The sequence below is a fragment of the Streptomyces sp. NPDC018031 genome (assembly GCF_044327625.1).
In the GTDB taxonomy this organism is placed as follows: Bacteria; Actinomycetota; Actinomycetes; order Streptomycetales; family Streptomycetaceae; genus Streptomyces.
This window is the reverse complement of sequence record NZ_JBIRFT010000002.1, coordinates 408,168-430,536: the sequence shown is the minus strand read 5'-3', so window position 1 is coordinate 430,536 and position 22,369 is coordinate 408,168. Positions and strand designations below refer to the sequence as shown.

The 22,369-nt window shown below is 73.6% G+C and carries 21 protein-coding genes; 12 read left to right on the top strand and 9 right to left on the bottom strand.

The window, feature by feature from the left end; genetic code table 11:
* Nucleotides 1-83: 83 nt before the first annotated feature.
* The 3 genes from ACH4B3_RS08195 to ACH4B3_RS08185 all read right to left on the bottom strand — a co-directional run bounded on the left by ACH4B3_RS08195 (nucleotide 84) and on the right by ACH4B3_RS08185 (nucleotide 2,197).
* Complete coding sequence (locus ACH4B3_RS08195; protein ID WP_398461932.1) at nucleotides 84-512, bottom strand: MerR family transcriptional regulator; 429 nt, start codon at nucleotides 510-512, stop codon at nucleotides 84-86.
* A gap of 86 nt (nucleotides 513-598) precedes the next feature.
* Nucleotides 599-1,405 carry an SDR family NAD(P)-dependent oxidoreductase gene (locus tag ACH4B3_RS08190; RefSeq protein ID WP_398461931.1) on the bottom strand — a complete coding sequence of 269 codons (807 nt, stop codon included), beginning with the start codon at nucleotides 1,403-1,405 and terminating at the stop codon, nucleotides 599-601.
* Between the two features lie 36 nt (nucleotides 1,406-1,441).
* Nucleotides 1,442-2,197 carry a HEAT repeat domain-containing protein gene (locus ACH4B3_RS08185; RefSeq protein ID WP_398461930.1) on the bottom strand — a complete coding sequence of 252 codons (756 nt, stop codon included), beginning with the start codon at nucleotides 2,195-2,197 and terminating at the stop codon, nucleotides 1,442-1,444.
* Between the two features lie 359 nt (nucleotides 2,198-2,556).
* Here ACH4B3_RS08185 and ACH4B3_RS08180 point away from each other — a divergent pair, with 359 nt between their 5' ends.
* The 9 genes from ACH4B3_RS08180 to pssA all read left to right on the top strand — a co-directional run bounded on the left by ACH4B3_RS08180 (nucleotide 2,557) and on the right by pssA (nucleotide 13,526).
* Nucleotides 2,557-4,374: a 3-hydroxyacyl-CoA dehydrogenase family protein gene (locus tag ACH4B3_RS08180; RefSeq protein WP_398461929.1), complete on the top strand. Its 1,818-nt coding sequence runs from the start codon at nucleotides 2,557-2,559 to the stop codon at nucleotides 4,372-4,374.
* A gap of 85 nt (nucleotides 4,375-4,459) precedes the next feature.
* The gene (locus tag ACH4B3_RS08175) at nucleotides 4,460-5,269 is read left to right on the top strand and encodes a TetR family transcriptional regulator (RefSeq protein WP_398461928.1); all 810 of its coding nucleotides are present in this window, start codon (nucleotides 4,460-4,462) and stop codon (nucleotides 5,267-5,269) included.
* A gap of 507 nt (nucleotides 5,270-5,776) precedes the next feature.
* Entirely contained in the window at nucleotides 5,777-7,114 is a 1,338-nt protein-coding gene (gene ccrA, locus ACH4B3_RS08170) for a crotonyl-CoA carboxylase/reductase (RefSeq protein ID WP_398461927.1), read from the top strand.
* Nucleotides 7,111-9,144 carry a protein meaA gene (locus ACH4B3_RS08165; protein WP_398462321.1) on the top strand — a complete coding sequence of 678 codons (2,034 nt, stop codon included), beginning with the start codon at nucleotides 7,111-7,113 and terminating at the stop codon, nucleotides 9,142-9,144. Before ccrA ends, ACH4B3_RS08165 begins: the two co-directional genes overlap by 4 nt.
* Nucleotides 9,141-10,115, top strand: coding sequence for an HpcH/HpaI aldolase/citrate lyase family protein (locus ACH4B3_RS08160; protein ID WP_398461926.1), 975 nt, complete (start codon nucleotides 9,141-9,143; stop codon nucleotides 10,113-10,115). Before ACH4B3_RS08165 ends, ACH4B3_RS08160 begins: the two co-directional genes overlap by 4 nt.
* 3 nt (nucleotides 10,116-10,118) lie before the next feature.
* The gene (locus ACH4B3_RS08155; protein WP_398461925.1) at nucleotides 10,119-10,631 is read left to right on the top strand and encodes a MaoC family dehydratase; all 513 of its coding nucleotides are present in this window, start codon (nucleotides 10,119-10,121) and stop codon (nucleotides 10,629-10,631) included.
* A 1-nt stretch (nucleotide 10,632) separates the two neighbouring features.
* Nucleotides 10,633-11,847, top strand: a complete 1,215-nt coding sequence (locus ACH4B3_RS08150; RefSeq protein ID WP_398461924.1) for an acyl-CoA dehydrogenase family protein — start codon at nucleotides 10,633-10,635, stop codon at nucleotides 11,845-11,847.
* A gap of 169 nt (nucleotides 11,848-12,016) precedes the next feature.
* Entirely contained in the window at nucleotides 12,017-12,679 is a 663-nt protein-coding gene (locus ACH4B3_RS08145) for a phosphatidylserine decarboxylase (RefSeq protein WP_398461923.1), read from the top strand.
* Nucleotides 12,666-13,526, top strand: a complete 861-nt coding sequence (gene pssA, locus ACH4B3_RS08140; protein WP_398461922.1) for a CDP-diacylglycerol--serine O-phosphatidyltransferase — start codon at nucleotides 12,666-12,668, stop codon at nucleotides 13,524-13,526. Before ACH4B3_RS08145 ends, pssA begins: the two co-directional genes overlap by 14 nt.
* A 242-nt stretch (nucleotides 13,527-13,768) precedes the next feature.
* On the opposite strand, the gene ACH4B3_RS08135 is transcribed toward pssA, so the two are convergent.
* Together ACH4B3_RS08135 and ACH4B3_RS08130 are read right to left on the bottom strand one after the other, a co-directional pair.
* Complete coding sequence (locus ACH4B3_RS08135) at nucleotides 13,769-14,893, bottom strand: glycerate kinase (RefSeq protein ID WP_398462320.1); 1,125 nt, start codon at nucleotides 14,891-14,893, stop codon at nucleotides 13,769-13,771.
* A gap of 83 nt (nucleotides 14,894-14,976) precedes the next feature.
* On the bottom strand, nucleotides 14,977-15,702 hold the full coding sequence (locus ACH4B3_RS08130) for a hypothetical protein (RefSeq protein WP_398461921.1): 726 nt from the start codon (nucleotides 15,700-15,702) through the stop codon (nucleotides 14,977-14,979).
* Between the two features lie 109 nt (nucleotides 15,703-15,811).
* Between ACH4B3_RS08130 and ACH4B3_RS08125 the strand changes: the two genes are divergently transcribed.
* Nucleotides 15,812-16,561, top strand: a complete 750-nt coding sequence (locus tag ACH4B3_RS08125) for an SIR2 family NAD-dependent protein deacylase (protein WP_398461920.1) — start codon at nucleotides 15,812-15,814, stop codon at nucleotides 16,559-16,561.
* Between the two features lie 94 nt (nucleotides 16,562-16,655).
* Here the strand turns inward: ACH4B3_RS08125 and ACH4B3_RS08120 are convergent, their stop codons facing one another.
* Together ACH4B3_RS08120 and ACH4B3_RS08115 are read right to left on the bottom strand one after the other, a co-directional pair.
* Nucleotides 16,656-17,153 carry a methylated-DNA--[protein]-cysteine S-methyltransferase gene (locus tag ACH4B3_RS08120; RefSeq protein WP_398461919.1) on the bottom strand — a complete coding sequence of 166 codons (498 nt, stop codon included), beginning with the start codon at nucleotides 17,151-17,153 and terminating at the stop codon, nucleotides 16,656-16,658.
* 84 nt (nucleotides 17,154-17,237) lie between these two features.
* Complete coding sequence (locus tag ACH4B3_RS08115) at nucleotides 17,238-18,782, bottom strand: DNA-3-methyladenine glycosylase 2 family protein (protein ID WP_398461918.1); 1,545 nt, start codon at nucleotides 18,780-18,782, stop codon at nucleotides 17,238-17,240.
* Nucleotides 18,783-18,976: 194 nt separating this feature from the next.
* On the opposite strand from ACH4B3_RS08115, the gene ACH4B3_RS08110 reads away from it, so the two are divergent.
* A complete protein-coding gene (locus tag ACH4B3_RS08110; RefSeq protein ID WP_398461917.1) occupies nucleotides 18,977-19,132 on the top strand; it encodes a hypothetical protein in 156 nt (51 codons plus the stop codon).
* Nucleotides 19,133-19,225: 93 nt separating this feature from the next.
* Entirely contained in the window at nucleotides 19,226-20,176 is a 951-nt protein-coding gene (gene hemC / locus ACH4B3_RS08105; protein WP_398461916.1) for a hydroxymethylbilane synthase, read from the top strand.
* A gap of 150 nt (nucleotides 20,177-20,326) precedes the next feature.
* On the opposite strand, the gene ACH4B3_RS08100 is transcribed toward hemC, so the two are convergent.
* Both ACH4B3_RS08100 and ACH4B3_RS08095 read right to left on the bottom strand, forming a co-directional pair.
* Nucleotides 20,327-20,851 carry a GNAT family N-acetyltransferase gene (locus tag ACH4B3_RS08100; protein WP_398461915.1) on the bottom strand — a complete coding sequence of 175 codons (525 nt, stop codon included), beginning with the start codon at nucleotides 20,849-20,851 and terminating at the stop codon, nucleotides 20,327-20,329.
* A 65-nt stretch (nucleotides 20,852-20,916) separates the two neighbouring features.
* Nucleotides 20,917-22,335 carry a phytoene desaturase family protein gene (locus ACH4B3_RS08095; RefSeq protein ID WP_398461914.1) on the bottom strand — a complete coding sequence of 473 codons (1,419 nt, stop codon included), beginning with the start codon at nucleotides 22,333-22,335 and terminating at the stop codon, nucleotides 20,917-20,919.
* Nucleotides 22,336-22,369 lie beyond the last annotated feature (34 nt).

Here is a 22,369-nt window from a genome sequence, read left to right as displayed (position 1 = left end):
GACCGTGCCCGCCCGCGGCCCGGATGCCGGTCCGGATGCGGTCCGGATGCCCCGGATGCGGCCCGGATGCCGGTCCGGGGCGGCTACCGGGCGGCGCCCGGCACCGGGACGGCGGTGCCCGCGTCCGCCCGGGCCGCGGGCGGCGCGCCCGGCCCGCTCTCCGGCGCCCCGGCCTCGGCCAGGGCGCCGGCCAGCCGGTTCCGCGCCTCGGTCTGCGCCGCGATCCGGGCGTCGAGCACGGCGAGCCGGTTGCGGGCGACGCGCAGCCCCTCCTCGCCGGCCGGGGCCCGGGACAGGTCGCCGTCCAGGCACGGCAGGAAGCAGCGCACGTCGTCCAGGGTGAGTCCGGCGGCCAGCAGATAGCGGATGTTGCGCACCCGCCGGACCGCCCGCTCGGGGTACTCCCGGTAGCCGTTGGCGGCCCGGTCCGAGGTGATCAGCCCGGCCTGCTCGTAGTGGCGCAGGGCGCGTGGCGTGCTCCCGGTCCGCCGGGCCAGTTCACCGATCCGCACCGCTTCCCCCTCCGCCGTCCGGCATCGTTCTACCAGGCGGGGCGGCCGGGCGCGGTCACCGGCCCCGGGGGACGGTCCGGCGCGGCTCAGCCGACGACGGCGCCGCCGTCCACCGGCAGCACCACCCCGGTGACGAACGAGGCGCCCGGCGAGGCGAGCTGGGTGACCGCCCAGGCCACCTCCTCGGCCCGGCCGATCCGGCCGGCCGGGGTGTGCTTCCGCTGCCAGGCCCGGGTCTGCGCCAGCTGTTCGGGGGTCAGCCCGCTGTGGTCGCCGATCGGGGTGTCGATGGCGCCCGGGGCCACCGCCACCACGCGGATGCCGCGCGGCGCCAGTTCGACGGCCCAGCTGCGGGTGAACAGGTCGACGGCCGCCTTGGTGGCGCCGTAGACCCAGCGGCCGGGCCAGGCGCGCTGGCCGACGGCGGTGCTGACGTTGACGATCACGCCGCCCGCCTCCTCCAGCGGGGCGAGCGCGGCCTGGGCGAGCAGAGCGGGGGCGACGACGTTGGTGGCGGTGTGCGCCGCGAAGAGTTCGGCGGTGATCTCGCCGAAGGTGCCGGGGCGGGTGACACCGGCGTTGTTGACGAGGATGTCCAGCCGTCGGTGGTGGTCCAGGGTGTGCCGGACGATCGCCTCCGGCGCGCCGTCGGCGGTGATGTCGGCCGGCAGCGGGTGGATGCCGGGGTGGGCGGCGGCCCGCTCCAGCGGCTCCCGGCGGCGGCCGACGGCCACCACGTGGGCGCCGGCGGCGCCCAGGGCGCGGGCGGTGGCCAGGCCGATGCCGGTCCCGGCCCCGGTGACCACGGCGACCTTGCCGTGCAGGGTCGGGGTACCGCCGTCGGCGGGGTGGACGGGTGGGACGTGACCGGTGGGCCGGGGCTGCTTCGTCATGTCGGGGAGTGTGGAACCCTGCCGCCTGCGTCAGGGTCAAGTCGCCGGGCGCCGGCCCGGTCCGGGCCCGGTGCCCGGAGCGCGGCGCACGGCGCCGGGGCGCGCGCCGGGGGCCGGGCGGTGCCCCGGAGCGGGCCGCGCCGCGGCGCCGGGCCGGGTGCCGGACCCCTGGCGCGGGTCCCGGCGCGCGTCCGGGTGCGCCTCGGCGCGGGCCAGCGCCGCGGCGGCGGCCGCGGTGAGCTGGGGGTAGGAACTGGCCACGGTGAGCACCGGGATGGCCCGCGGGTCGCCGAGCGCCCCGAGCCCTTCCACACAGGCGCGGGCGATCGGCCAGTGGTGGTCGCGGGCGGACAGCAGCCGCTCCAGGGTGGCGATCAGGGCGGGCACCGACTCCGGGGCGCGGAGTTCCACCAGCAGCCGGATGGGGTGCAGCGCGTAGTGGGTGCGCACCGGGTTGGTGGCCAGCGCGGCGGCGGCGCGGGCGGTGCGCGGGTCGCCCAGCCGCGCGAGGGCGCGGGCGGCGGTGACGCAGCGCACCGGGTCGCGGTAGTTGAGCATCAGGACCAGGGTTTCGAAGGCGCGCCGGTCGCCGGCGCTGCCCAGGACGTAGGCGGCGGTCTCCCGCGCCCACAGCGGCTGCTCGGGGGCGACCAGGACACGGGCGAGCTTCTCGCGCGCGGCGGGGGTGCGGTCCCGGACGAGGGCCAGCAGCGCGGCGTACGCGGCGGTCTCCTCGGGGGACGTGAGTGAAGCCCGCACCCTGTCGGCCAGTGCGCGGAAGTCGTCTTCCATGACCCGATCCCTCCCCAAGTGGCTGTGCGCCGTGGCGCGCGCCACAGCGCAAGAGTCGTAACGAACCCTGGCGTTCCCGGTTACCCGCGAGTTAAGCTCCCGTCCACGAGCAGCACTCGTGCTCGGGCGGCCTGGTGACGCAGCCGCCGAGAGTGAAGTCGGTTCGGCACTCGAGTACGGCACGGCCCCGGGACAGGGCCGGCCGCAAGCCTTCTTCGCGGGTATCTACGACCAGTGGTGCCCGCCCAGGAGCGCATAACTCCCTTTCCCGCCAACGCTCGTGTCCGCGTTCGGCCGGATCGGGGTCTTCCAGTCGTCACCCCTCCCCGTGCCCGGGGACCATTCTCTGGAGTCTCGCCATGGGCCGTCTCCCCTCCCCCGAACCCTCCTCCTCCCCTGCCTCCGCGCTGCGGACCGTGGCCGTCGTCGGCCTCGGCACCATGGGCGCCGGTATCGCCGAGGTGCTCGCCCGCGCCGGGCACCAGGTGATCGGCATCGACGTCAGCGCGGACGCGGTCCGGCAGGCCGTCGCCGCGCTGGAGTCCTCGACCGCCCGCGCGGTGCGCCGTGAGCGGATCACCGAGCGGGAGCGCGGCGAGGTGCTGGCCCGGTTCCGCACCTCGCTGGAGCTGTCCGCCGCCTCCGACGCCGACCTCGTCATCGAGGTGGTGCCGGAGGACTACGCGCTCAAGCACGAGGTCTTCTCCGCGCTCGACGCGGTGGTCCGGCCGGACACCATCCTGGCCACCGGCACCAACGCGCTGTCGGTGACCCGGCTGGCCGCCGACTCGGCCCGCCCGGAGCGGGTGCTGGGGCTGCACTTCTTCAACCCGGCGCCGGCGATGAAGCTGGTGGAGGTCGTCTCCTCGGTGCTGACCGCTCCGGCGGCGGTCGCCGCGGTCACCGAACTCGCCCGTGCGCTGGGCAAGGAGCCGGTGGCGGTGGGCGACCGGCCCGGGTTCGTCGCCGACGGTCTGCTCTTCGGCTACCTCAACCAGGCCGCCGCGATGTACGAGTCGAAGTACGCCACCCGCGAGGACATCGACGCGGCCATGAAGCTGGGCTGCGGTCTGCCGATGGGGCCGCTGGCGCTGCTGGACCTGATCGGCGTCGACACCGCCCGGACCGTGCTGGAGGCCATGTACGCCGAGTCCCGCGACCGGCTGCACGCGCCCGCGCCCATCCTGGGGCAGCTCAGCGAGGCGGGGCTCACCGGCCGCAAGGCCGGCCGCGGCTTCTACACCTACGCCGGGGCGGGCAGCGCCGAGGTGGTGCCGGACGACCGTACGCCGGGCGCGCGGCAGGCGGGCGGCGCCGGCCGCACCGTGCGGAGCGTCGGGGTCGCCGGGTCGGGCACCATGGCCAGCGGGATCGCCGAGGTGTTCGCCAAGGCCGGCTACGCGGTGGTGCTCGCGGCCCGCAGCGCGGAGAAGGCGGAGCGGGCCAAGGCGCGGATCGCCAAGTCGCTGGAGCGGTCGGTCGCCAAGGGCCGGCTGACGGCCGAGGCCCGGGACGAGACGCTGGCCCGGGTCACCCCGGCCGCGTCGCTGGACGCGTTCGCCGAGGTGGACCTGGCGGTGGAGGCGGTCGCCGAGGACCTGGCCGTCAAGCAGCAGCTGTTCGGGACGCTCGACAAGGTGTGCAAGCCGGGCGCGGTGCTGGCCACCACCACGTCCTCGCTGCCGGTGATCGCCTGCGCCCGGGCGACCTCGCGGCCGCAGGACGTGATCGGGATGCACTTCTTCAACCCGGCGCCGGCGATGAAGCTGGTGGAGGTGGTGCGGACGGTGCTCACCTCCGACGAGGTGCACGCCACGGTGCGCGAGGTGTGCGCAACGGTCCGCAAGCACCCGGTGGACTGCGGCGACCGGGCCGGGTTCATCGTCAACGCGCTGCTGTTCCCGTACCTGAACAACGCGGTGAAGATGGTCCAGGAGCACTACGCCTCGCTGGACGACATCGACGCGGCGATGAAGCTGGGCGGCGGCTACCCGATGGGCCCGTTCGAGCTGCTGGACGTGGTCGGCCTGGACGTGTCGCTGGCGATCGAGAAGGTGCTGCACCGGGAGTTCCGCGACCCGGGCCTGGCGCCGGCGCCGCTGCTGGAGCACCTGGTCGCGGCGGGCTGCCTGGGGCGGAAGACCGGACGCGGCTTCCGCGAGTATGCGAAGGCCTGAGCCGGACCCGGGCTGGGGCGGGCTGCTGGAACCGGCCGGTGGTCCGCCCCGGCACACGCACTCACCGGCGTGTTACGTTCCCCACATGTCCCAGCCCGTGAAGTCCGCCCGTTCGACCCGAACATCCCCCTCCGACGGCAGTGAGAGCGCAGGCGCCCGCCGCGCGGCGGCACAGCGTCTGACCATGCGCCGCAAACTGGCCGCCGCCGCGATGGAGTTGTTCGCGACGAAGGGCTACGAGGCGACGACGGTCGACGAGATCGCGGCCGCGGCGGGGGTGGCCCGGCGCACCTTCTTCCGCCACTTCCGGTCCAAGGAGGAGGCGATCTTCCCGGACCACGACGACACCCTGGTGCGGGCGGAGGCGGTGCTGGAGGCCGCCCCGGCGCACGAGAACCCGCTGGACACCGTGTGCCGGGGCATCAAGGAGGTCATGAAGATGTACGCGGCCTCGCCCGCGGCCTCGGTGGAGCGCTACCGGCTGACCCGTGAGGTGCCCGCGCTGCGGGAGGCCGAGATCGCGTCGGTGGCGCGTTACGAACGGCTGTTCACGCGCTATCTGCTGGGCCACTTCGACGAGGGCGCGCACCAGGTCGGCGACGACGATCCGCTGCTGGCCGAGGTGGCGGCGTCCGCGGTGGTCACCGCGCACAACCACGTGCTGCGGCGGTGGCTGCGGGCGGGCGGCCAGGGCGATGTGGAGACCCAGCTGGACCACGCCTTCGCGATCGTCCGGGAGACCTTCGGGACGGGCATCGGGGCGGGCCGGTCGGAGGTCCGCGGCCCGGCCGCCACCACCTCCACCGAGGGCGAGGTGCTGGTCGCGGTGGCCCGCACGGACGCCCCGCTGGACGAGGTCATGCGGACCATCGAGCGGGCGCTGAAGCGCGCGTAGCGCGCGGTACCGGTACCCGCTGCCGCCCCGGTGCGGACCGGGCGGCGGCCGCCGGCGCCGGCCGCTGCCCGGCCGCCGCCCGGCCGCCACCGCGCACCCACCCTCGATCGACGACATGCGCGAGCCTCCTTCGGCACGCGCGCACACAGCGACGGCCGCCCTGCCACAGGGCGGCCGTTTTGCTCATGCGTGCACCCCGGATGACAACTGAGAGAAATTGTTGGCACCCAGTGTCTTGAACCATGGCACGGCGTGCCATACCTTGAAGGTGTCCGGGCGGCCGGCGCGCAGCGAACCGTCGTGCGTCGGCTGTCCCCGCAACGCTCCCCCGCGCGCCCGGACGCCTGCGTCACAGGCACCCTCCCCCGGACTCGTCCGGTCCGGGGAACCGCGCCACCAGCGCACCGCCGAGCACCACCTCCGCCGAACCGACGGCACCGCACAGCACCCGTCATACCGACCCCAGCGTTCCCTCAAGCGTCCCCAAACGCTTCGCCGGAGGCCCACGTGAACCACATCCTGGACGCGATTCTCGCGACCGACAGCACGCCCGCGGACATCGCCGCCCTTCCCCTGCCCGAGTCGTACCGCGCGGTCACGGTGCACAAGGACGAGGCCGAGATGTTCGCCGGCCTCTCCTCCCGGGAGAAGGACCCCCGCAAGTCCCTGCACCTGGACGACGTCCCGGTCCCCGAGCTCGGCCCCGGCGAGGCCCTCGTCGCCGTGATGGCCAGCTCGGTCAACTACAACTCGGTGTGGACCTCGATCTTCGAGCCGGTCTCGACCTTCGCCTTCCTGGAGCGGTACGGCAAGCTCTCCCCGCTGACCAAGCGGCACGACCTGCCGTACCACGTCATCGGCTCCGACCTCGCGGGCGTGGTGCTGCGCACCGGACCCGGCGTCAACGCCTGGAAGCCCGGTGACGAGGTCGTGGCGCACTGCCTCTCGGTGGAGCTGGAGAGCCCCGACGGGCACGACGACACGATGATGGACCCCGAGCAGCGGATCTGGGGCTTCGAGACCAACTTCGGCGGGCTCGCCGAGGTCGCCCTGGTGAAGTCCAACCAGCTGATGCCCAAGCCGGGGCACCTGAGCTGGGAGGAGGCGGCCGCCCCCGGGCTGGTCAACTCCACCGCCTACCGGCAGCTGGTGTCCCGCAACGGCGCCGGGATGAAGCAGGGCGACAACGTGCTGATCTGGGGCGCCAGCGGCGGCCTCGGCTCCTACGCCACCCAGTTCGCGCTGGCCGGCGGCGCCAACCCGATCTGCGTGGTCTCCAGCGAGCAGAAGGCCGACATCTGCCGGGCGATGGGCGCCGAGGCGATCATCGACCGCACCGCCGAGGACTACCGGTTCTGGAAGGACGAGCACACCCAGGACCCCAAGGAGTGGAAGCGCTTCGGCAAGCGCATCCGCGAGCTGACCGGCGGCGAGGACATCGACATCGTCTTCGAGCACCCCGGCCGTGAGACCTTCGGTGCCAGCGTGTACGTCACCCGCAAGGGCGGCACCATCACCACCTGCGCCTCGACCTCGGGCTACATGCACGAGTACGACAACCGCTACCTGTGGATGTCGCTCAAGCGGATCGTCGGCTCGCACTTCGCCAACTACCGCGAGGCGTGGGAGGCCAACCGGCTGATCGCCAAGGGGAAGATCCACCCGACGCTCTCCAAGACGTACGCTCTGGAGGACACCGGCCAGGCCGCGTACGACGTCCACCGCAACCTCCACCAGGGCAAGGTCGGCGTGTTGTGCCTGGCGCCCGAGGAGGGGATGGGCGTCCGTGATCACGAGATGCGTGCCAAGCACATCGACGCCATCAACCGCTTCCGTGACATCTGAGGGGCTGTAGCGCATCCATGACTGAGCGTCAGAAGGATCGTCCGTGGCTGATGCGGACGTACGCCGGGCACTCCACCGCGGAGGCGTCCAACGAGCTGTACCGGCGCAACCTCGCCAAGGGCCAGACCGGCCTGTCGGTCGCGTTCGACCTCCCGACGCAGACCGGCTACGACCCCGACCACGTCCTCGCCCGCGGCGAGGTGGGCCGGGTCGGGGTCCCGGTCTCCCATCTGGGCGACATGCGGCGGCTGTTCCAGGACATCCCGCTGGAGCAGATGAACACCTCGATGACCATCAACGCGACCGCCATGTGGCTGCTCGCGCTCTACCAGGTGGTCGCCGAGGAGCAGGGCGCCGACATCACCAGGCTCCAGGGCACCACCCAGAACGACATCGTCAAGGAGTACCTGTCGCGCGGGACGTACGTCTTCCCGCCCGGCCCCTCGCTCCGGCTGACCACCGACATGATCACGTACACGGTGGCCAACATCCCCAAGTGGAACCCGATCAACATCTGCAGCTACCACCTGCAGGAGGCCGGGGCCACCCCGGTGCAGGAGATCGCCTACGCGATGTCCACCGCGATCGCGGTGCTGGACGCGGTGCGCGACTCCGGGCAGGTGCCGGAGGAGAAGTTCGGCGACGTGGTCGCCCGCATCTCCTTCTTCGTCAACGCCGGGGTGCGGTTCGTCGAGGAGATGTGCAAGATGCGCGCCTTCGGCCGCATCTGGGACCAGATAACCCGTGAGCGGTACGGCATCACCAACCCCAAGCAGCGGCGGTTCCGCTACGGCGTCCAGGTCAACTCGCTCGGCCTGACCGAGGCCCAGCCGGAGAACAACGTCCAGCGCATCGTGCTGGAGATGCTGGCGGTCACCCTCTCCAAGGACGCCCGCGCCCGCGCGGTGCAGCTGCCCGCCTGGAACGAGGCGCTGGGCCTGCCCCGGCCCTGGGACCAGCAGTGGTCGCTGCGCATCCAGCAGGTCCTGGCCCACGAGAGCGACCTGCTGGAGTACGCGGACATCTTCGACGGTTCGCACGTCATCGAGGCGAAGGTGTCGGCGCTGGTCGCCGACTGCCTGGCCGAGATCGAGCGGATCCAGGAGATGGGCGGCGCGATGGCCGCCGTGGAGTCCGGCTACCTCAAGTCCGAGCTGGTCTCCTCGCACGCCGAGCGCCGGGCCCGCATCGAGGCCGGCGAGGAGAAGATCGTCGGCGTCAACTGCTACCAGTCCACCGAGCCCAACCCGCTCACCGCCGACCTGGACACCGCGATCATGACGGTGGACCCGGCGAACGAGGCACGGGTCGTCGCCGCCCTCGGCCGGTGGCGGGACGAGCGGGACGAGGCACGGGCCCAGGAGTCCCTCTCCGCGCTCAAGAAGGCCGCGGCGGGTGAGGAGAACCTGTTCGCCGCCACCCTGGAGTGCGCCCGGGCCGGGGTGACCACCGGCGAGTGGTCCTGGGCGCTGCGGGACGTCTTCGGCGAGTTCCGGGCGCCGACCGGCGTCAGCAGCGCCCCGGTCGCGGTCACCGCCGAGGCCGGCACCCCGCTCGCGGCGGTGCGCGCCAAGGTGGAGCGGACCGCCGCCGACCTCGGCTCCGGGCGGCTGCGGCTGCTCGTCGGCAAGCCCGGGCTGGACGGGCACAGCAACGGCGCCGAGCAGATCGCGGTACGGGCCCGCGACGCCGGGTTCGAGGTGGTCTACCAGGGGATCCGGCTCACCCCCGAGCAGATCGTCTCGGCGGCCGTCGCCGAGGACGTGCACTGCGTCGGCCTGTCGATCCTGTCCGGCTCGCACGCGGCGCTGGTGCCGGACGTGCTGGTCCGGATGCGCGAGGCCGGGGCCGGTGACATCCCCGTCATCGCGGGCGGCATCATCCCCGCCGCCGACGCGGTGGCCCTCCGCGAGGCCGGGGTCGCCGCCGTCTTCACGCCGAAGGACTTCGGCATCACTGAGATCATCGGCCGTATCGTCGACGAGATCCGGACAGCGAACAAGCTCGACCCTCTGGAGGTCCCCGCATGACCGAGACTTCTTCCCCTGTGAACCGGCTGCGTCCGCGCCGTTCCTGCCTCGCCGTGCCGGGCAGCAACCCCCGCTTCCTGGAGAAGGCCCAGGGCCTCCCGGCCGACCAGGTCTTCCTGGACCTCGAGGACGCGTGTGCGCCGCTGGCCAAGGAGGGTGCCCGGCACACCATCGTGGACTTCCTGAACAACGGCGACTGGACCGGCAAGACCCGGGTGGTGCGGGTCAACGACTGGACCACGCACTGGACGTACCGGGACGTGGTGACCGTGGTCGAGGGCGCGGGCCAGAACCTGGACTGCATCATGCTGCCGAAGGTCCAGGACGCCCAGCAGGTGGTGGCGCTGGACCTGCTGCTGACCCAGATCGAGAAGACCATGGGCTTCGAGGTCGGCAGGATCGGCATCGAGGCGCAGATCGAGAACGCCAAGGGCCTGGTCAACGTCGACGCGATCGCCGCCGCCTCGCCGCGGCTGGAGACGATCATCTTCGGCCCGGCGGACTTCATGGCCTCCATCAACATGAAGTCGCTGGTCGTGGGCATGCAGCCGCCCGGCTACCCGGCGGACGCCTACCACTACATCCTGATGCGCATCCTGATGGCCGCCCGCACCCACGACCTGCAGGCGATCGACGGTCCCTTCCTCCAGATCAAGAACGTGGACGGGTACCGCGAGGTGGCCGGGCGCGCGGCGGCGCTGGGCTTCGACGGCAAGTGGGTGCTGCACCCGGGCCAGGTGGACGCGGCGAACGAGGTCTTCTCCCCCTCCCAGGAGGACTACGACCACGCCGAGCTGATCCTGGACGCCTACGAGTGGTGCACCTCCGAGGCGGGCGGCAAGAAGGGCTCGGCGATGCTCGGCGACGAGATGATCGACGAGGCCAGCCGGAAGATGGCGCTGGTGATCGCGGGCAAGGGCCGGGCCGCCGGCATGACCCGTACGTCCAAGTTCGAGGCCCCGGAGGCGTAACCCATGCAGTTCGGCCGCACCTATGAGGAGTTCGAGGTCGGTGCCGTCTACAAGCACTGGCCCGGGAAGACGGTCACCGAGTACGACGACCACCTCTTCTGTCTGCTCACCATGAACCACCACCCGCTCCACATGGACACCAACTATGCGGAGAAGACGACGGACTTCGGGAAGAACGTCGTCGTGGGGAACTACATCTACTCCCTGCTGCTGGGCATGTCCGTGCCGGACGTGTCGGGCAAGGCGATCGCCAACCTGGAGATCGAGTCGCTGCGCCACGTGGCGCCGACCTTCCACGGCGACACGATCTACGGCGAGACCACGGTGCTCGGCAAGACCCCGTCGAAGTCGAAGAGCGACCGCGGCATCGTCCACGTCGAGACCAAGGGCTACAAGCAGGACGGCACCCTGGTGTGCGTGTTCCGCCGCAAGGTGATGGTCCCCACCGAGACGTACATCACGGAGCGCGGCGGCGAGCAGCCCGGCCGGCCCGAGCTGCAGGAAGGAAGTAAGTGAGATGGGACGTCTCGCGCGGACCGACGGGCTGACGGACATCCAGCAGGAGATCCTCTCCACCGTCCGGGACTTCGTCGACAAGGAGATCCTGCCGGTCGCCACCGAGCTGGAGCACCGGGACGAGTACCCGACGCAGATCGTCGAGGGCCTCAAGGAACTCGGCGTCTTCGGGCTGATGATCCCCGAGGAGTACGGGGGCCTGGGTGAGTCGTTGCTCACCTACGCGCTCTGCGTCGAGGAGATCGCCCGCGGCTGGATGAGTGTGTCGGGCATCATCAACACCCACTTCATCGTCGCGTACATGCTCAAGCAGCACGGCACACAGGAGCAGAAGGACCACTTCCTGCCGAAGATGGCGCTGGGCGAGATCCGCGGCGCCTTCTCGATGTCGGAGCCGGCGCTCGGCTCGGACGTGTCGGCGATCAGCACCAAGGGCGAGCGGGACGGCGACGAGTTCGTCCTCACCGGCCAGAAGATGTGGCTGACCAACGGTGGTACGTCCTCGCTGGTGGCGGTGTTGTGCCGGACCGACGAGGGGCTCTCCCCGGAGGAGGCCGCCGCCAAGCCGCACAAGTCGATGACCACCTTCCTGATCGAGAAGGAGCCGGGCTTCGGCGAGGTCAGGCCGGGACTCACCGTCCCCGGCAAGATCGAGAAGATGGGCTACAAGGGCGTCGACACCACCGAGCTGATCCTGGACGGGGTGCGGGTCCCGGCCGACCGGGTCCTCGGCGGGGCGACCGGGCGCGGTTTTTACCAAATGATGGACGGCGTGGAGGTCGGCCGGGTCAACGTGGCCGCCCGCGGCTGCGGTGTCGCCCAGCGCGCCTTCGAACTGGGCGTTGCATACGCACAGCAGCGAAGCACTTTCGGGAAGCCGATCGCGCAGCATCAGGCCATCCAGTTCAAATTGGCCGAAATGGCTACAAAGGTCGAGGCCGCTCATGCGATGATGGTCAACGCCGCCCGGAAAAAGGACTCGGGCCAGCGCAATGACCTCGAAGCGGGCATGGCCAAGTACCTGGCCTCGGAGTACTGCAAAGAGGTCGTGGAGGACGCCTTCCGCATCCACGGCGGCTACGGCTTCTCCAAGGAGTACGAGATCGAGCGCCTCTACCGCGAGGCCCCGATGCTTCTCATCGGTGAAGGCACCGCCGAGATTCAGAAAATGATCATCGGACGGCGCCTGCTGGAGGAGTACCGTATACAAGGTTAAATGTCTGTTTCGGGATGGTATCGGAGAGAACAAGATCACACCGCGCCATGGGAGTTCGGCCACCGACTGACCTCGGCGCTTGCCCAGTTACCGCTCGCAACCGATACCATCCCGGAAAGCCGCCGTCCCCGTTTTCGCTACGCGGCACCCTCCGCTACGAAGGTCATCCATGCCCCACAGCCCTACCTCTGCACCACGCGACAGCCTTTCCGGCGTACGCCTCGCGCGCGGAGCATCGCCGTGGCTCCTGCCGACCGTCGCCACCGCGGCGGTCAGTCTCACGGCCGCAACGGCCCGCCGCTCCGGCCGCTGGGCAGCCGTCGCCGTGCCCGCCACCGCGCTGGCGGCGGGCATGCTGTGGTTCTTCCGTGACCCTGAGCGAGAGATCGCTCAGGGGCGGGTCATCTCTCCGGCGGACGGCGTGGTGCAGAGCATCATGCCGTGGAAGGACGGGCGCACCCGCGTCGCGATCTTCATGAGCCCGCTGAACGTCCACGTCAACCGCGCGCCGCTGGCCGGCACGGTGACCTCCGTGGAGCACATCCCCGGCGGGTTCGTCCCGGCGTTCAACAAGGAGAGCGAGAACAACGAGCGGGTCGTCTGGCACTTCGACACCGAGCTCGGCGACATCGAGATGGTGCAGATCGCCGGCGCCGTCGCCCGGCGCATCGTGCCGTACCTGCCGCAGGGCGTGAAGGTCGAGCAGGGTGAGCGGATCGGCCTGATCCGCTTCGGCTCGCGCGTCGACATCTACCTCCCGGAAGGCGTGGACGTCGCAGTCGAGGTGGGCCAGCCGACGGTGGCGGGGGTGACTCGTCTTGACCGTGATTGATCCCGATACCAAGACCTCGGCCTGGGTCCCCGAGGCCGAGGTCGAGGTGGACGACACCGACGACATGCCGCTGTCGACCCGGCTGTCCATAGCCGACGCCCTCACACTCGGTAACGCCACGTGCGGTTTCATGGCGGTGTACTTCACCACCACCGGGGTGCTCATCCCCCACCTCACCGGCAACGAGGACGGCGGCATGGCGCGGCACAGCGCCGCCACCGCGGTGATGCTGATGCTGCTCGCGTCGGTGTTCGACCTCTTCGACGGCCTGGTGGCGCGGAAGCTGCGCAGCTCGGCGATGGGCGCGGAGCTGGACAACCTCTCCGACCTGATCAGCTTCGGTCTGGCACCGGCGTACTTCGTGCTGGTCTGGGGCATGATCGCGGACGGGGCACACGAGCGGGTGTCCGCGGTCGCGGCGATCGTGGTGCTGCTGGCGGTGGTGCTGCGGCTTGCGAGATTCTCCTGCGTACCGGTGAAGGACGGCATGTTCCAGGGCATGCCGAGCCCGTTCGGTGCGCTCACCGTGGTCTCCGTGGTCCTGCTGGGCCTGCCGTTCGTGCCGACCCTGCTGGCGATCGTGGGGGTGGCGTGGCTGATGGTGAGCCGCGTGGAGTACCCCAAGCCGCGCGGGCGACTGGCCGTCGCGATGCTCAGCTGGATCGTCACCAGCATGGGGCTGCTCGCGGCCTGGGCCTTCGAGGCCCCCGGCGGTGAGCTGCTGCTGCAGACGGCGTGCTCGCTCCAGCTGGTCATGGGCGCGGTGATCCCGCTGTTCGCCACGGCGCGGCGGGTGAACACCTTCCGCGACAACCGGCGCGAGGCGCGGGCGGCACAGCTGCCGTAGCGGCGTCGCACACATCAGAAGAACGGCGCGGGCCCCGGACGATCACCGTCCGGGGCCCGCGCCGTTGGCACGGGTGCCGCCCGTCCGTACGGGTGCCTGTCCGGCAGAGCGGGCGGCGGGCCGGAGGCGCGGGTGTCTGGCGGGCAGCGCGGGCGGCGGGCCGGGCGCGGCGGGTGCCGCCCCGCCCGCCGCCCGCGCGGGGTGCGCTCAGGCGCCGGGCCGCCGCCCGCCGGGCGGCGGCGTCACAGCGAGGCGTCGGCGGCGAGACGGGCCGCGGTGCGCTCCAGCAGCGGCCCGGCCTCGGCCATGCAGCGCTCCGGATCCGGCTCCAGGTCGGTGAGGGCGTACGCCCGCTCGATGCCGGCGGCGTTCAGCGCGGCCCGGTCGATGGCCAGCCGCCCGCACACCGCCAGCACCCGCCGGCCCCGGGCCCGGGCCGCCGCCGCCACCCCAGCCGGGGCCTTCCCGTGCAGCGTCTGCTCGTCCAGCGAGCCCTCCCCGGTGATCACCAGGTCGGCGCGTTCCAGGGCGGCGGCGAAACCGAGCACGTCGAGCATGACCTCGATGCCGGGGCGGAAGGTCGCGCCGAGGCCGACCAGGGCCCCGTAGCCGATGCCGCCCGCCGCGCCCGCGCCCGGGGCCTGGGCGTACGCGGCCGCCCGGCCGCCGATCGCCTCCTCCAGGACGCGCGCGTAGTGGGCCAGCGCCGCGTCCAGCTCCGCCACGTCCGCCTCCGAGGCACCCTTCTGCGGACCGTAGACCGCCGGGGCGCCCTTGGGGCCGGTGAGCGGGTTGTCGACGTCGCTGGCGAGGACGATCGCGGTCCGGGCCAGGCGCGGGTCGAGCGCGGAGAGGTCCGCGGTGGCCAGCTCCCGCAGCGCGCCTCCGCCGGGGCCCACCGGGCTGCCGTCGGCGGTGTGCAGCCGTGCGCCGAGGGCGCTGAGCATCCCGGCGCCGCCGTCGGTGGTGGCGCTGCCGCCGACCCCGAAGACGATGGTGCGCGCCCCCGCGTCCAGTGCGGCGCGCAGCAGCTCGCCGGTGCCGTAGGTGGTGGCGGTGCGGGGCGCGAAGACCCCGGGCGGCAGATGGCGCAGGCCGGACGCCTCGGCCATCTCGACCACGGCGGTGTCCTGGCGCAGCGCGTACGCGGCGGTCACCGGTTCGCCGAGCGGCCCGGTCACCCGCGCCTCACGGCGCTCGAAACCGGCCGCGACCGCGGCGTCGACCGTGCCGTCGCCACCGTCGGCGACCGGCAGGGTCTCCACCCGCACGGTCCCGGACGCGCCGCGCCGCAGGCCGGCGGTGACGTGCTCGGCGACCTGCGCGGCCGTCAGCGACCCTTTGAACTTGTCCGCGGCGATGAGCACACTGGTGTCCGTCACCTTGCTACCCCTTGCTGTTCCACAGGAGTCGCGCCGCTGCGACCCTATACGCCCGGCGCCTCCCAGGGCTACTGCGCGAGCTCGTCCCACGCGGTGGCGAGCCAGCTGCCGTGGCTGGTCAGCAGGGCGACGAGGGCGGCGGTGACCCGCCAGTCCCACCCCTCCTCCAGCACCTCCAGCTCAAAGCCGTCGGGCCCGTTGGCGTAGTCGAGCACCACCCGTCCGTGCCGCCGCCACCTGGTACGGCGCGGGGTGCGGGCGACGTCGCCGCTGCCGGCCACCAGGCTGCCGACGGCGATGGCCACCTGGATCGGCGAGATCAGCCACCACACGGCCCACCAGAACGGCCGGCCCTTGAGGCCCGCGGCCGGCTCCGCGCCCTGCTGCAGGACCGTCCAGCGGGTCCGGACCCGGCGGCCCCGCATGGCCGGTTCCCGGGTGATCCGGGCCAGCGCGGCGCCGTCCTCGCCCAGCACCTCGAACGTCGCCGGCGCGCCCTTCGCCGCGGAGACGGTCCGGATGTGCGCGACCGCCCGCTGCCGGTAGGGGTCCGCCCACAGCACCAGGTGCCGGGCCCCCTGTTTGCGCGCGGCGCGGTACTCGTCGGCTCCGCCGGGCGGCAGCACCCGCTCCGGGTGGACCAGCGGGCGGCCCTGCGCGCGCTCCTCGGGGGTCGGGCCGTCGGCGACCCGTATCTCGCGGAAGACCCGTCCGTCCTCCGGCTCGCGCCCCTTGTTCCGTCCGCCGAGCGAGGTGTGCGCGCTCGCGTCGGACAGCCAGACGATCGTTCCCATGTCCCGGCCTCCCCCGTGCACCGTTCCCCGGTGGATACGGCGCGCCGGACTCTACCCGCCGCCGGAAACGCACTCGCCGCCGCCCGGCCGGCTGCGTACCCTCGCCGGCATGAGCAGCGATGCGACGCGGCGCGCCCCCCTGGTGGCGATCCTCAGCGGGGCCGGGATCTCCACGGACTCCGGCATCCCGGACTACCGGGGCCCGCAGGGGCTGTGGCGGCGCGACCCGGAGGCGGAGAAGCTGGTCACCTACGCCTACTACATGAACGACCCGGACGTCCGGCGCCGCTCCTGGCTGATGCGGCGGGACAGCGAGGCGCTGCGCGCCCGGCCCAACGCGGCCCACGACGCGGTGACCCGGCTGGAGCGCTCCGGGGTCCCGGTCCGGGTGATCACGCAGAACGTGGACGGTCTGCACCAGCTGGCCGGGATGCCGGACCGGAAGGTGCTGGAACTGCACGGCACCGCCCGGGTGGTGCAGTGCACCCGCTGCCAGGCCCGGTCGGAGATGGCCGAGGCGCTGGCGCGGGTGGCGGCGGGCGAGAGCGACCCGGCGTGCCTCGCCTGCGGGGGGATCCTCAAGTCGGCGACGGTGATGTTCGGCCAGGGGCTGGACCCGGTGGTGCTGGGAGAGGCGGTCGCGGTCACCAAGGCGTGCGAGATCTTCGTCGCGGTGGGCACCAGTCTCCAGGTGCAGCCCGCCGCCTCGCTCGCCGGGCTGGCCGCGGAGCACGGGGCCCGGCTGATCATCGTCAACGCCGAGCCGACGCCGTACGACCCGCTGGCGGCGGAGCTGATCCGGGAGCCGATCGGCACGGCGCTGCCCGCGCTGCTGGACCGGATCGCGGCCGAGGTCTGATCCCCGCCCGGGCGTGCGGACCGGCCGGGGCGTGCGGCACCCGGCCGGGGCGTGCCGGCCCGGCCCGGCGGCCGTGCGGGCCGGGCCGCCGGCTTCAGAACAGCGTGCCGGAGTCCCTGGTGCCGCTCTCGAAGTCCAGCAGCCGGCGCTTGCGGTCCAGCCCGCCGCCGTACCCGGTGAGGCTCCCGGAGGCGCCCACCACCCGGTGGCAGGGGACGATGATGCCGATCGGGTTCTTGCCGTTGGCCAGGCCCACCGCGCGGGAGGCGCTCGGTTGGCCGAGCCGGTCGGCGAGCGTCCCGTAGGAGATCGTCTCGCCGTAGGGGATGCGCCGCAGCTGCTCCCACACCCGCAGCTGGAACGGCGTCCCGGCCATCCGCAGCGGCAGGTCGAACTCGGTGAGGCCGCCCGTGAAGTAGGCGTCGAGCTGCCGGGTCACCTCGGTGAACGGCGTGTCGTCGGGGCTGCCGAAGGTCTCCTCGGCGGGCCGGTGGCGCTGGCCCACCATGTACAGACCGCTGAGGACGCCGTCGGTGGCGACCAGGGTGAGCGGGCCGTAGGGGCTGTCGACGAGGGTGTGGACGCGGGTCATGGGGTCGGGTGCCGGCTTTCCGTTCGTGGTGGGCGGGCGCCACCCCGGCGGGGTGCCGGGGCGGCGGGCGGTGCGGCGGCGGGCTCAGGCGGGCAGCCGGTTGATCGGGTGGTCGTCGGTCGCCCACAGATACTGCACCGCGTAGGCGCGCCAGGGCCGCCAGGCGGCGGAGTGCCGGACCAGGGCCGCCGGGGTCGCCGGCAGGCCCGCCGCCCGCGCCGCCTTGCGTACCCCCAGGTCGGTGTGCGGGAAGGCGTCCGGGTCGCCGAGGGCGCGCATCGCGATGATCTCACTGGTCCAGGGGCCGACGCCGGGCAGCTCGGACAGCTTGCGGCGGGCCTCCTCCCAGTCGCTGCCGACGTCCAGCGCCAGGTCCCCGGCGGCGAGCCGGCGGACCAGTCCGACGACGGTGGCGCGCCGGGCGGCGGGCATGGCCAGGGCGGCCGCGGGGCGGTCGGCGGCGGGCCCGGGGTCAACCGGGCCGGGCCCGGGGGCCGGGAGGGCCGCCGGGGCGGGGCCGGCCAGCGCCTCGGCCAGGGCGCCGGCGGTCGGGAAGAGGTGGGTCAGACCGCCGTCCGGGTCCTCCACCGGCTCCCCGTAGGCGGTCACCAGGCGGCCCGCGAGGGTCCGCGCGGCGGCGGTGGAGACCTGCTGGCCCAGCACGGCCCGGACCGCGAACTCCGCCCCCTCGACGGTGCGCGGCACCCGGCGGCCGGGGGCCTTGCGCACCAGCGGTTCCAGCACCGGGTCGGCGCCGAGTGAGGCGTCCACCGCCTCGGGGTCGGCGTCCAGGTCGAGCAGGCGCCGGCAGCGGCTGATGGCCCCGGCCAGGTCCCGCAGGTCGGTGAGGGAGAGCCGGCATTCGATGTGGTCGGGGTGCGGGCGCAGGGTGACCGCGCCGTGGCCGTACGGCAGCCGCAGGGTCCGCCGGTAGGCGCCGTCCCGCCACTCCTCCACCCCCGGCACCGCGGTGGCGGCCAGGTGCCCGAAGAGGTTGTCCGGACACAGCGGCGCGCGGAACGGCAGCCGCAGGGTGAGCACGCCGGGGGCGGTGGCCGGGGCGCCGCCGCGGGCCCGCCGGCGCAGCTCGGTCGGGGTGAGGGCGAACACCTCCCGCACCGTCTCGTTGAAGGCGCGGACGCTGGCGAATCCGGCGGCGAAGGCGACGTCCGCCATCGGCAGCGCGCTGGTCTCGATGAGCAGCCGGGCGGTCTGGGCCCGCTGGGCACGGGCCAGGGCCAGCGGGCCGGCCCCCAGCTCGGCGCGGAGCTGGCGCTCGATCTGGCGGGTGCTGTACCCGAGTCGGGCGGCCAGCCCCGGCACCCCCTCGCGGTCGACCACGCCGTCGCCGATCAGCCGCATCGCGCGGGCCACCGCGTCGGCGCGTTCGTTCCAGCGCGGGGAGCCCGGCGCGGCGTCCGGGCGGCACCGCTTGCAGGCGCGGAAACCGGCCTGCTGGGCGGCGGCGGCACTCGGGTAGAAGGTCATGTTCCGCACCTTCGGCGGCACGACCGGGCAGCTGGGACGGCAGTAGATGCGGGTGGTGAGGACGGCGGTGAAGAACCAGCCGTCGAAACGGGCGTCCTTGGACTGCACGGCGCGTACGCACCGGTCGTGGTCGGTGTGCATGCCCTCCAGCATCGGGCACCGGACGGGGGCGGGGCTCGCGGAAATCCGACATGGCGGTCGGCTCACCGGGCCTCGGGCCCCCGCAGGCCGGCCTCGCGGGGCGCCGGACCTCGCCCTCCCGCTGCTGCGGCGGCGCGCCGGGCGGGAGGCACTGCGGCGACCGGTACCGGGGGCTGTGCCGTGCCGTGGCCACCGTGCCGTACGACCCCGAGCTGCGCTCGACCCCCCGGCTGGACCTGGAGCGGCCGGCCCCCGCGACCCGGGAGTCGCTCGTGCACCTCGCCGCTCTGATCGCCGAGGGCTTCCCCGGCGGCGGGGTCCGCGGGCCGGACGGCAGCGGCCGCCGGTGAAGGCGCAGGTGGCGCCCAGGACCCGCGGGGCGGGCGGCGCGGCGGGCGAGGTGGCGCGCGGAACGGCCCGGCGGACCCCCTATCGTGGAGGCCATGCCGTCTGCCTCAGGCTCCACGCCCACCACCATCCGTATCGTCTCCCGCTCCTCCCCCATGGCCCTCGCGCAGGTCGAGCGGGTGCGGACCGAACTGGCCGCGCTGCGGCCGGAGATCCGTACCGAAGTGGTCCCGGTGACGACGTCGGGTGACCGGTGGATGGGCGACCTGGCGGCGCTCGGCGGCAAGGGCGCGTTCACCAAGGAGGTGGACGCGGCGCTGGTGGCCGGGGAGGCCGACCTCGCGGTGCACTGCGTCAAGGACGTGCCGGCCGACCGGCCGCTGCCCGCGGGCACGGTGTTCGCCGCCTACCTCAAGCGGGACGACATCCGGGACGCGCTGGTGCACCCCGGCGGGCTGACCCTGGACGAGCTGCCCACAGGGGCCCGGATCGGCACCTCGTCGGTGCGGCGGAGCGCCCAACTGGCCATCTCCCACCCGCATGTGGAGTGCGTGCCGATGCGCGGCAACGCCAACCGGCGGCTGGCGAAGCTGGACGCGGGCGAGTGCGACGCCCTGCTGCTGGCGGTCTCGGGCCTGGAGCGGATCGGGCGCGCCGACCGGATCAGCGAGGTGCTGCCGGTGGAGACGATGTGTCCGCCGATCGGCGCGGGGGTGCTCGCGCTTCAGTGCCGGGAGGACGACACCGCCACCATCGAGGCCGTGGCCGGGCTCGGTGACGCGGAGGCGTGGCGGGAGATCACCGCGGAGCGGATGCTGCTCCATGTGCTGCAGGGCCACTGCAACTCACCGATCGCGGGGTTCGCGCGGGCCGAGCGGGACGGCCGGCTGTCGCTGCGGGCCCGGGTGTTCACCCCGGACGGGAAGACCGTGCTGGACGCGCACGAGTGGGCCGGTCCGCTGGACCCGGCGACGCTGGGCACCTCGGTGGCGGTGGCGCTGCTGCGGCAGGGTGCCCGCGAGCTGATCGACCGCATCCCGCACTGAGGGACCGGCGGGGTCCGGGCGTTCCGTCCCGGCCGCGCCGGATCGCCGTGCTGTCCGTGACCGGCCGGCCCAGCGGCCCCAGCACGCGTCCGGGGCAGGCGGCGGCCGGGGGCGCGGCGCAGAGTGCCGCGACGGCCGGCGGTCGCCGCGTCAGAACGAGGCGTCGGCCACGGGCGTGCCGGCGGGCCAGGTGTACTCGAACTCGGGGAGTGCGAACCCCTGCTCGAAGTGACAGACGCGGGAGGCGGTGCGGCGGCCTCCGTGGCGCTCGTAGAACGCCACGGCGCGGGTGTTGCCCTGCAGGACCTCCAGGTAGACGTCCCGGCCCGGGTGCGCCTGCGCGGTCCAGCCCAGGGCGTGGCGGAGGAGCCGGCCGCCCACCCCGCGTCCGGTCGCGCCGGGCCGGGCGTGCAGGTTGTCGAGGATGACGCGCCCGTCCGCCTTCGGCTCCAGGTAGGTGAAGCCCAGCAGTTCGCCCGTCTCCACCGCCAGGAACAGCGCGCCGCCCGGGACGGGTTCGGCCAGGCGCCCCCGCCAGCTTCGCCGGCGTTCGGCGAGGAGCGGGCCGTTCAGGTACCACGCCGGGAACAGGTCGGTGTAGGCGCGCCGCCAACTGGCCGTGTGCAGTTCGGCGATGGCGTCGGCGTCGTGCTCCGCCGCGATGGTGATCTCCACGAGCGCATTCTCACCGCCGGGACGGCCGGCGTCCATGAGCGGGAGCACACCCCGGGGGCGGGGGGTCAGTCGTCCGCGCGCAGCCGCCGCCACACCGTCCGGGCCGCGTGGTGCCCGGACATGCCGTGCACCCCGGGGCCGGGCGGGGTCGCCGAGGAGCAGAGGAAGACCGCGGGGTGGGCGGTGGTGTAGGGCACCCGGGTCAGCTTGGGACGCAGCACGCCGCGGAGGCCGCTGAAGGTACCGCAGGCGAAGTCGCCGCCGACGTAGTTGGCGTTGCGGGCGGCCAGTTGCGGGGGCCCGGCGGTGGCGCGGGCCAGGACCAGGTCGCGGAAACCGGGCGCGAACCGTTCGAGCTGACGCTCGATCACCTCGGTGGCGTCGCCCTCCCAGCCGTTCGGGACGTGGCCGTACACCCAGAACACGTGCTTGCCCTCGGGGGCCCGGGTGGGGTCGGTCAGCGACGGCTGGGCGGTGATCAGGAACGGCACCGAGGGGTCCTGGCCGCCGACCGCGGCGCGCAGCGCGGCGTCGATCTCACCGCTGGTGGGGCCGATGTGGACGGTCCCCGCCCGGCGGGCCGGTGCCGCGGTCCAGGGCACCGGACCGGACAGCGCGTAGTCGATCTTGAAAACGCTGGGGCCGTACCGGTAGCCGCGGTAGGCGTTGCCGAGTCCCGCGATGCGGGCCAGCGCGGTGGGCGAGGTGTCGAAGACGTACGCGCGGGCGGGCGGCAGGTCGTCGAGCCGCTTGACCTCGAACCCGGTGTGCAGCACGCCGCCGAGCTCGCGCAGGTAGGAGCCGAGCGCGTCGGAGATGGCCTGGGACCCGCCGCGCGGCGCGGGCCAGCCGACCTCGTGGGCGGCGACGGCGAAGGTGAGCGCGATGCCGCCGGTGGCCGGACCGGTGAGCGGGGAGACGGCGTGCCCGGCGAGTCCGGCGAACAGGCCGCGCGCCTTGTCCTGCCGGAAGCGGCGGTTGAGCCAGCCGGCGGGCCGGGCGGCGAACAGGCCGAAGCGCGCCCAGGTGACCGGGTCCCTCGGCAGCCCGAGCCACTGGGTGCGCAGGACGTCCGGGGCGAGGGTGTCCCAGCGGCCGAGGAAGGGGGCGACCAGCCGCCGGTAGGCGGCCGCGTCCGCGGCACCGAGCGAGGCGGCCGTCTCGCCCACCGAGCGGGCCAGCACCGCGGCGGTGCCGTCCGGGAACGGGTGGGCCAGCGGCAGCTCGGGGTGGAGCCATTCCAGGCCGTGCCGGTCGAGCGGCATGGCGCGGAAGGCCGGCGACCCGACGCCGAGCGGATGCACCGCCGAGCACGGGTCGTGCCGGAAGCCGGGGAGGGTCAGCTCCTCGGTGCGCGCGCCGCCGCCGATGGCTCCGGCGGCCTCGAAGACCTGCACCGACAGTCCGCGGCGGGCCAGTTCGACGGCCGCGGTCAGACCGTTCGGCCCGGCTCCCACCACCACCGCGTCGAGCGTCGACGCCATTCCGGTCCTCCTCGCCGTTGCGGAGCGGCCCCGC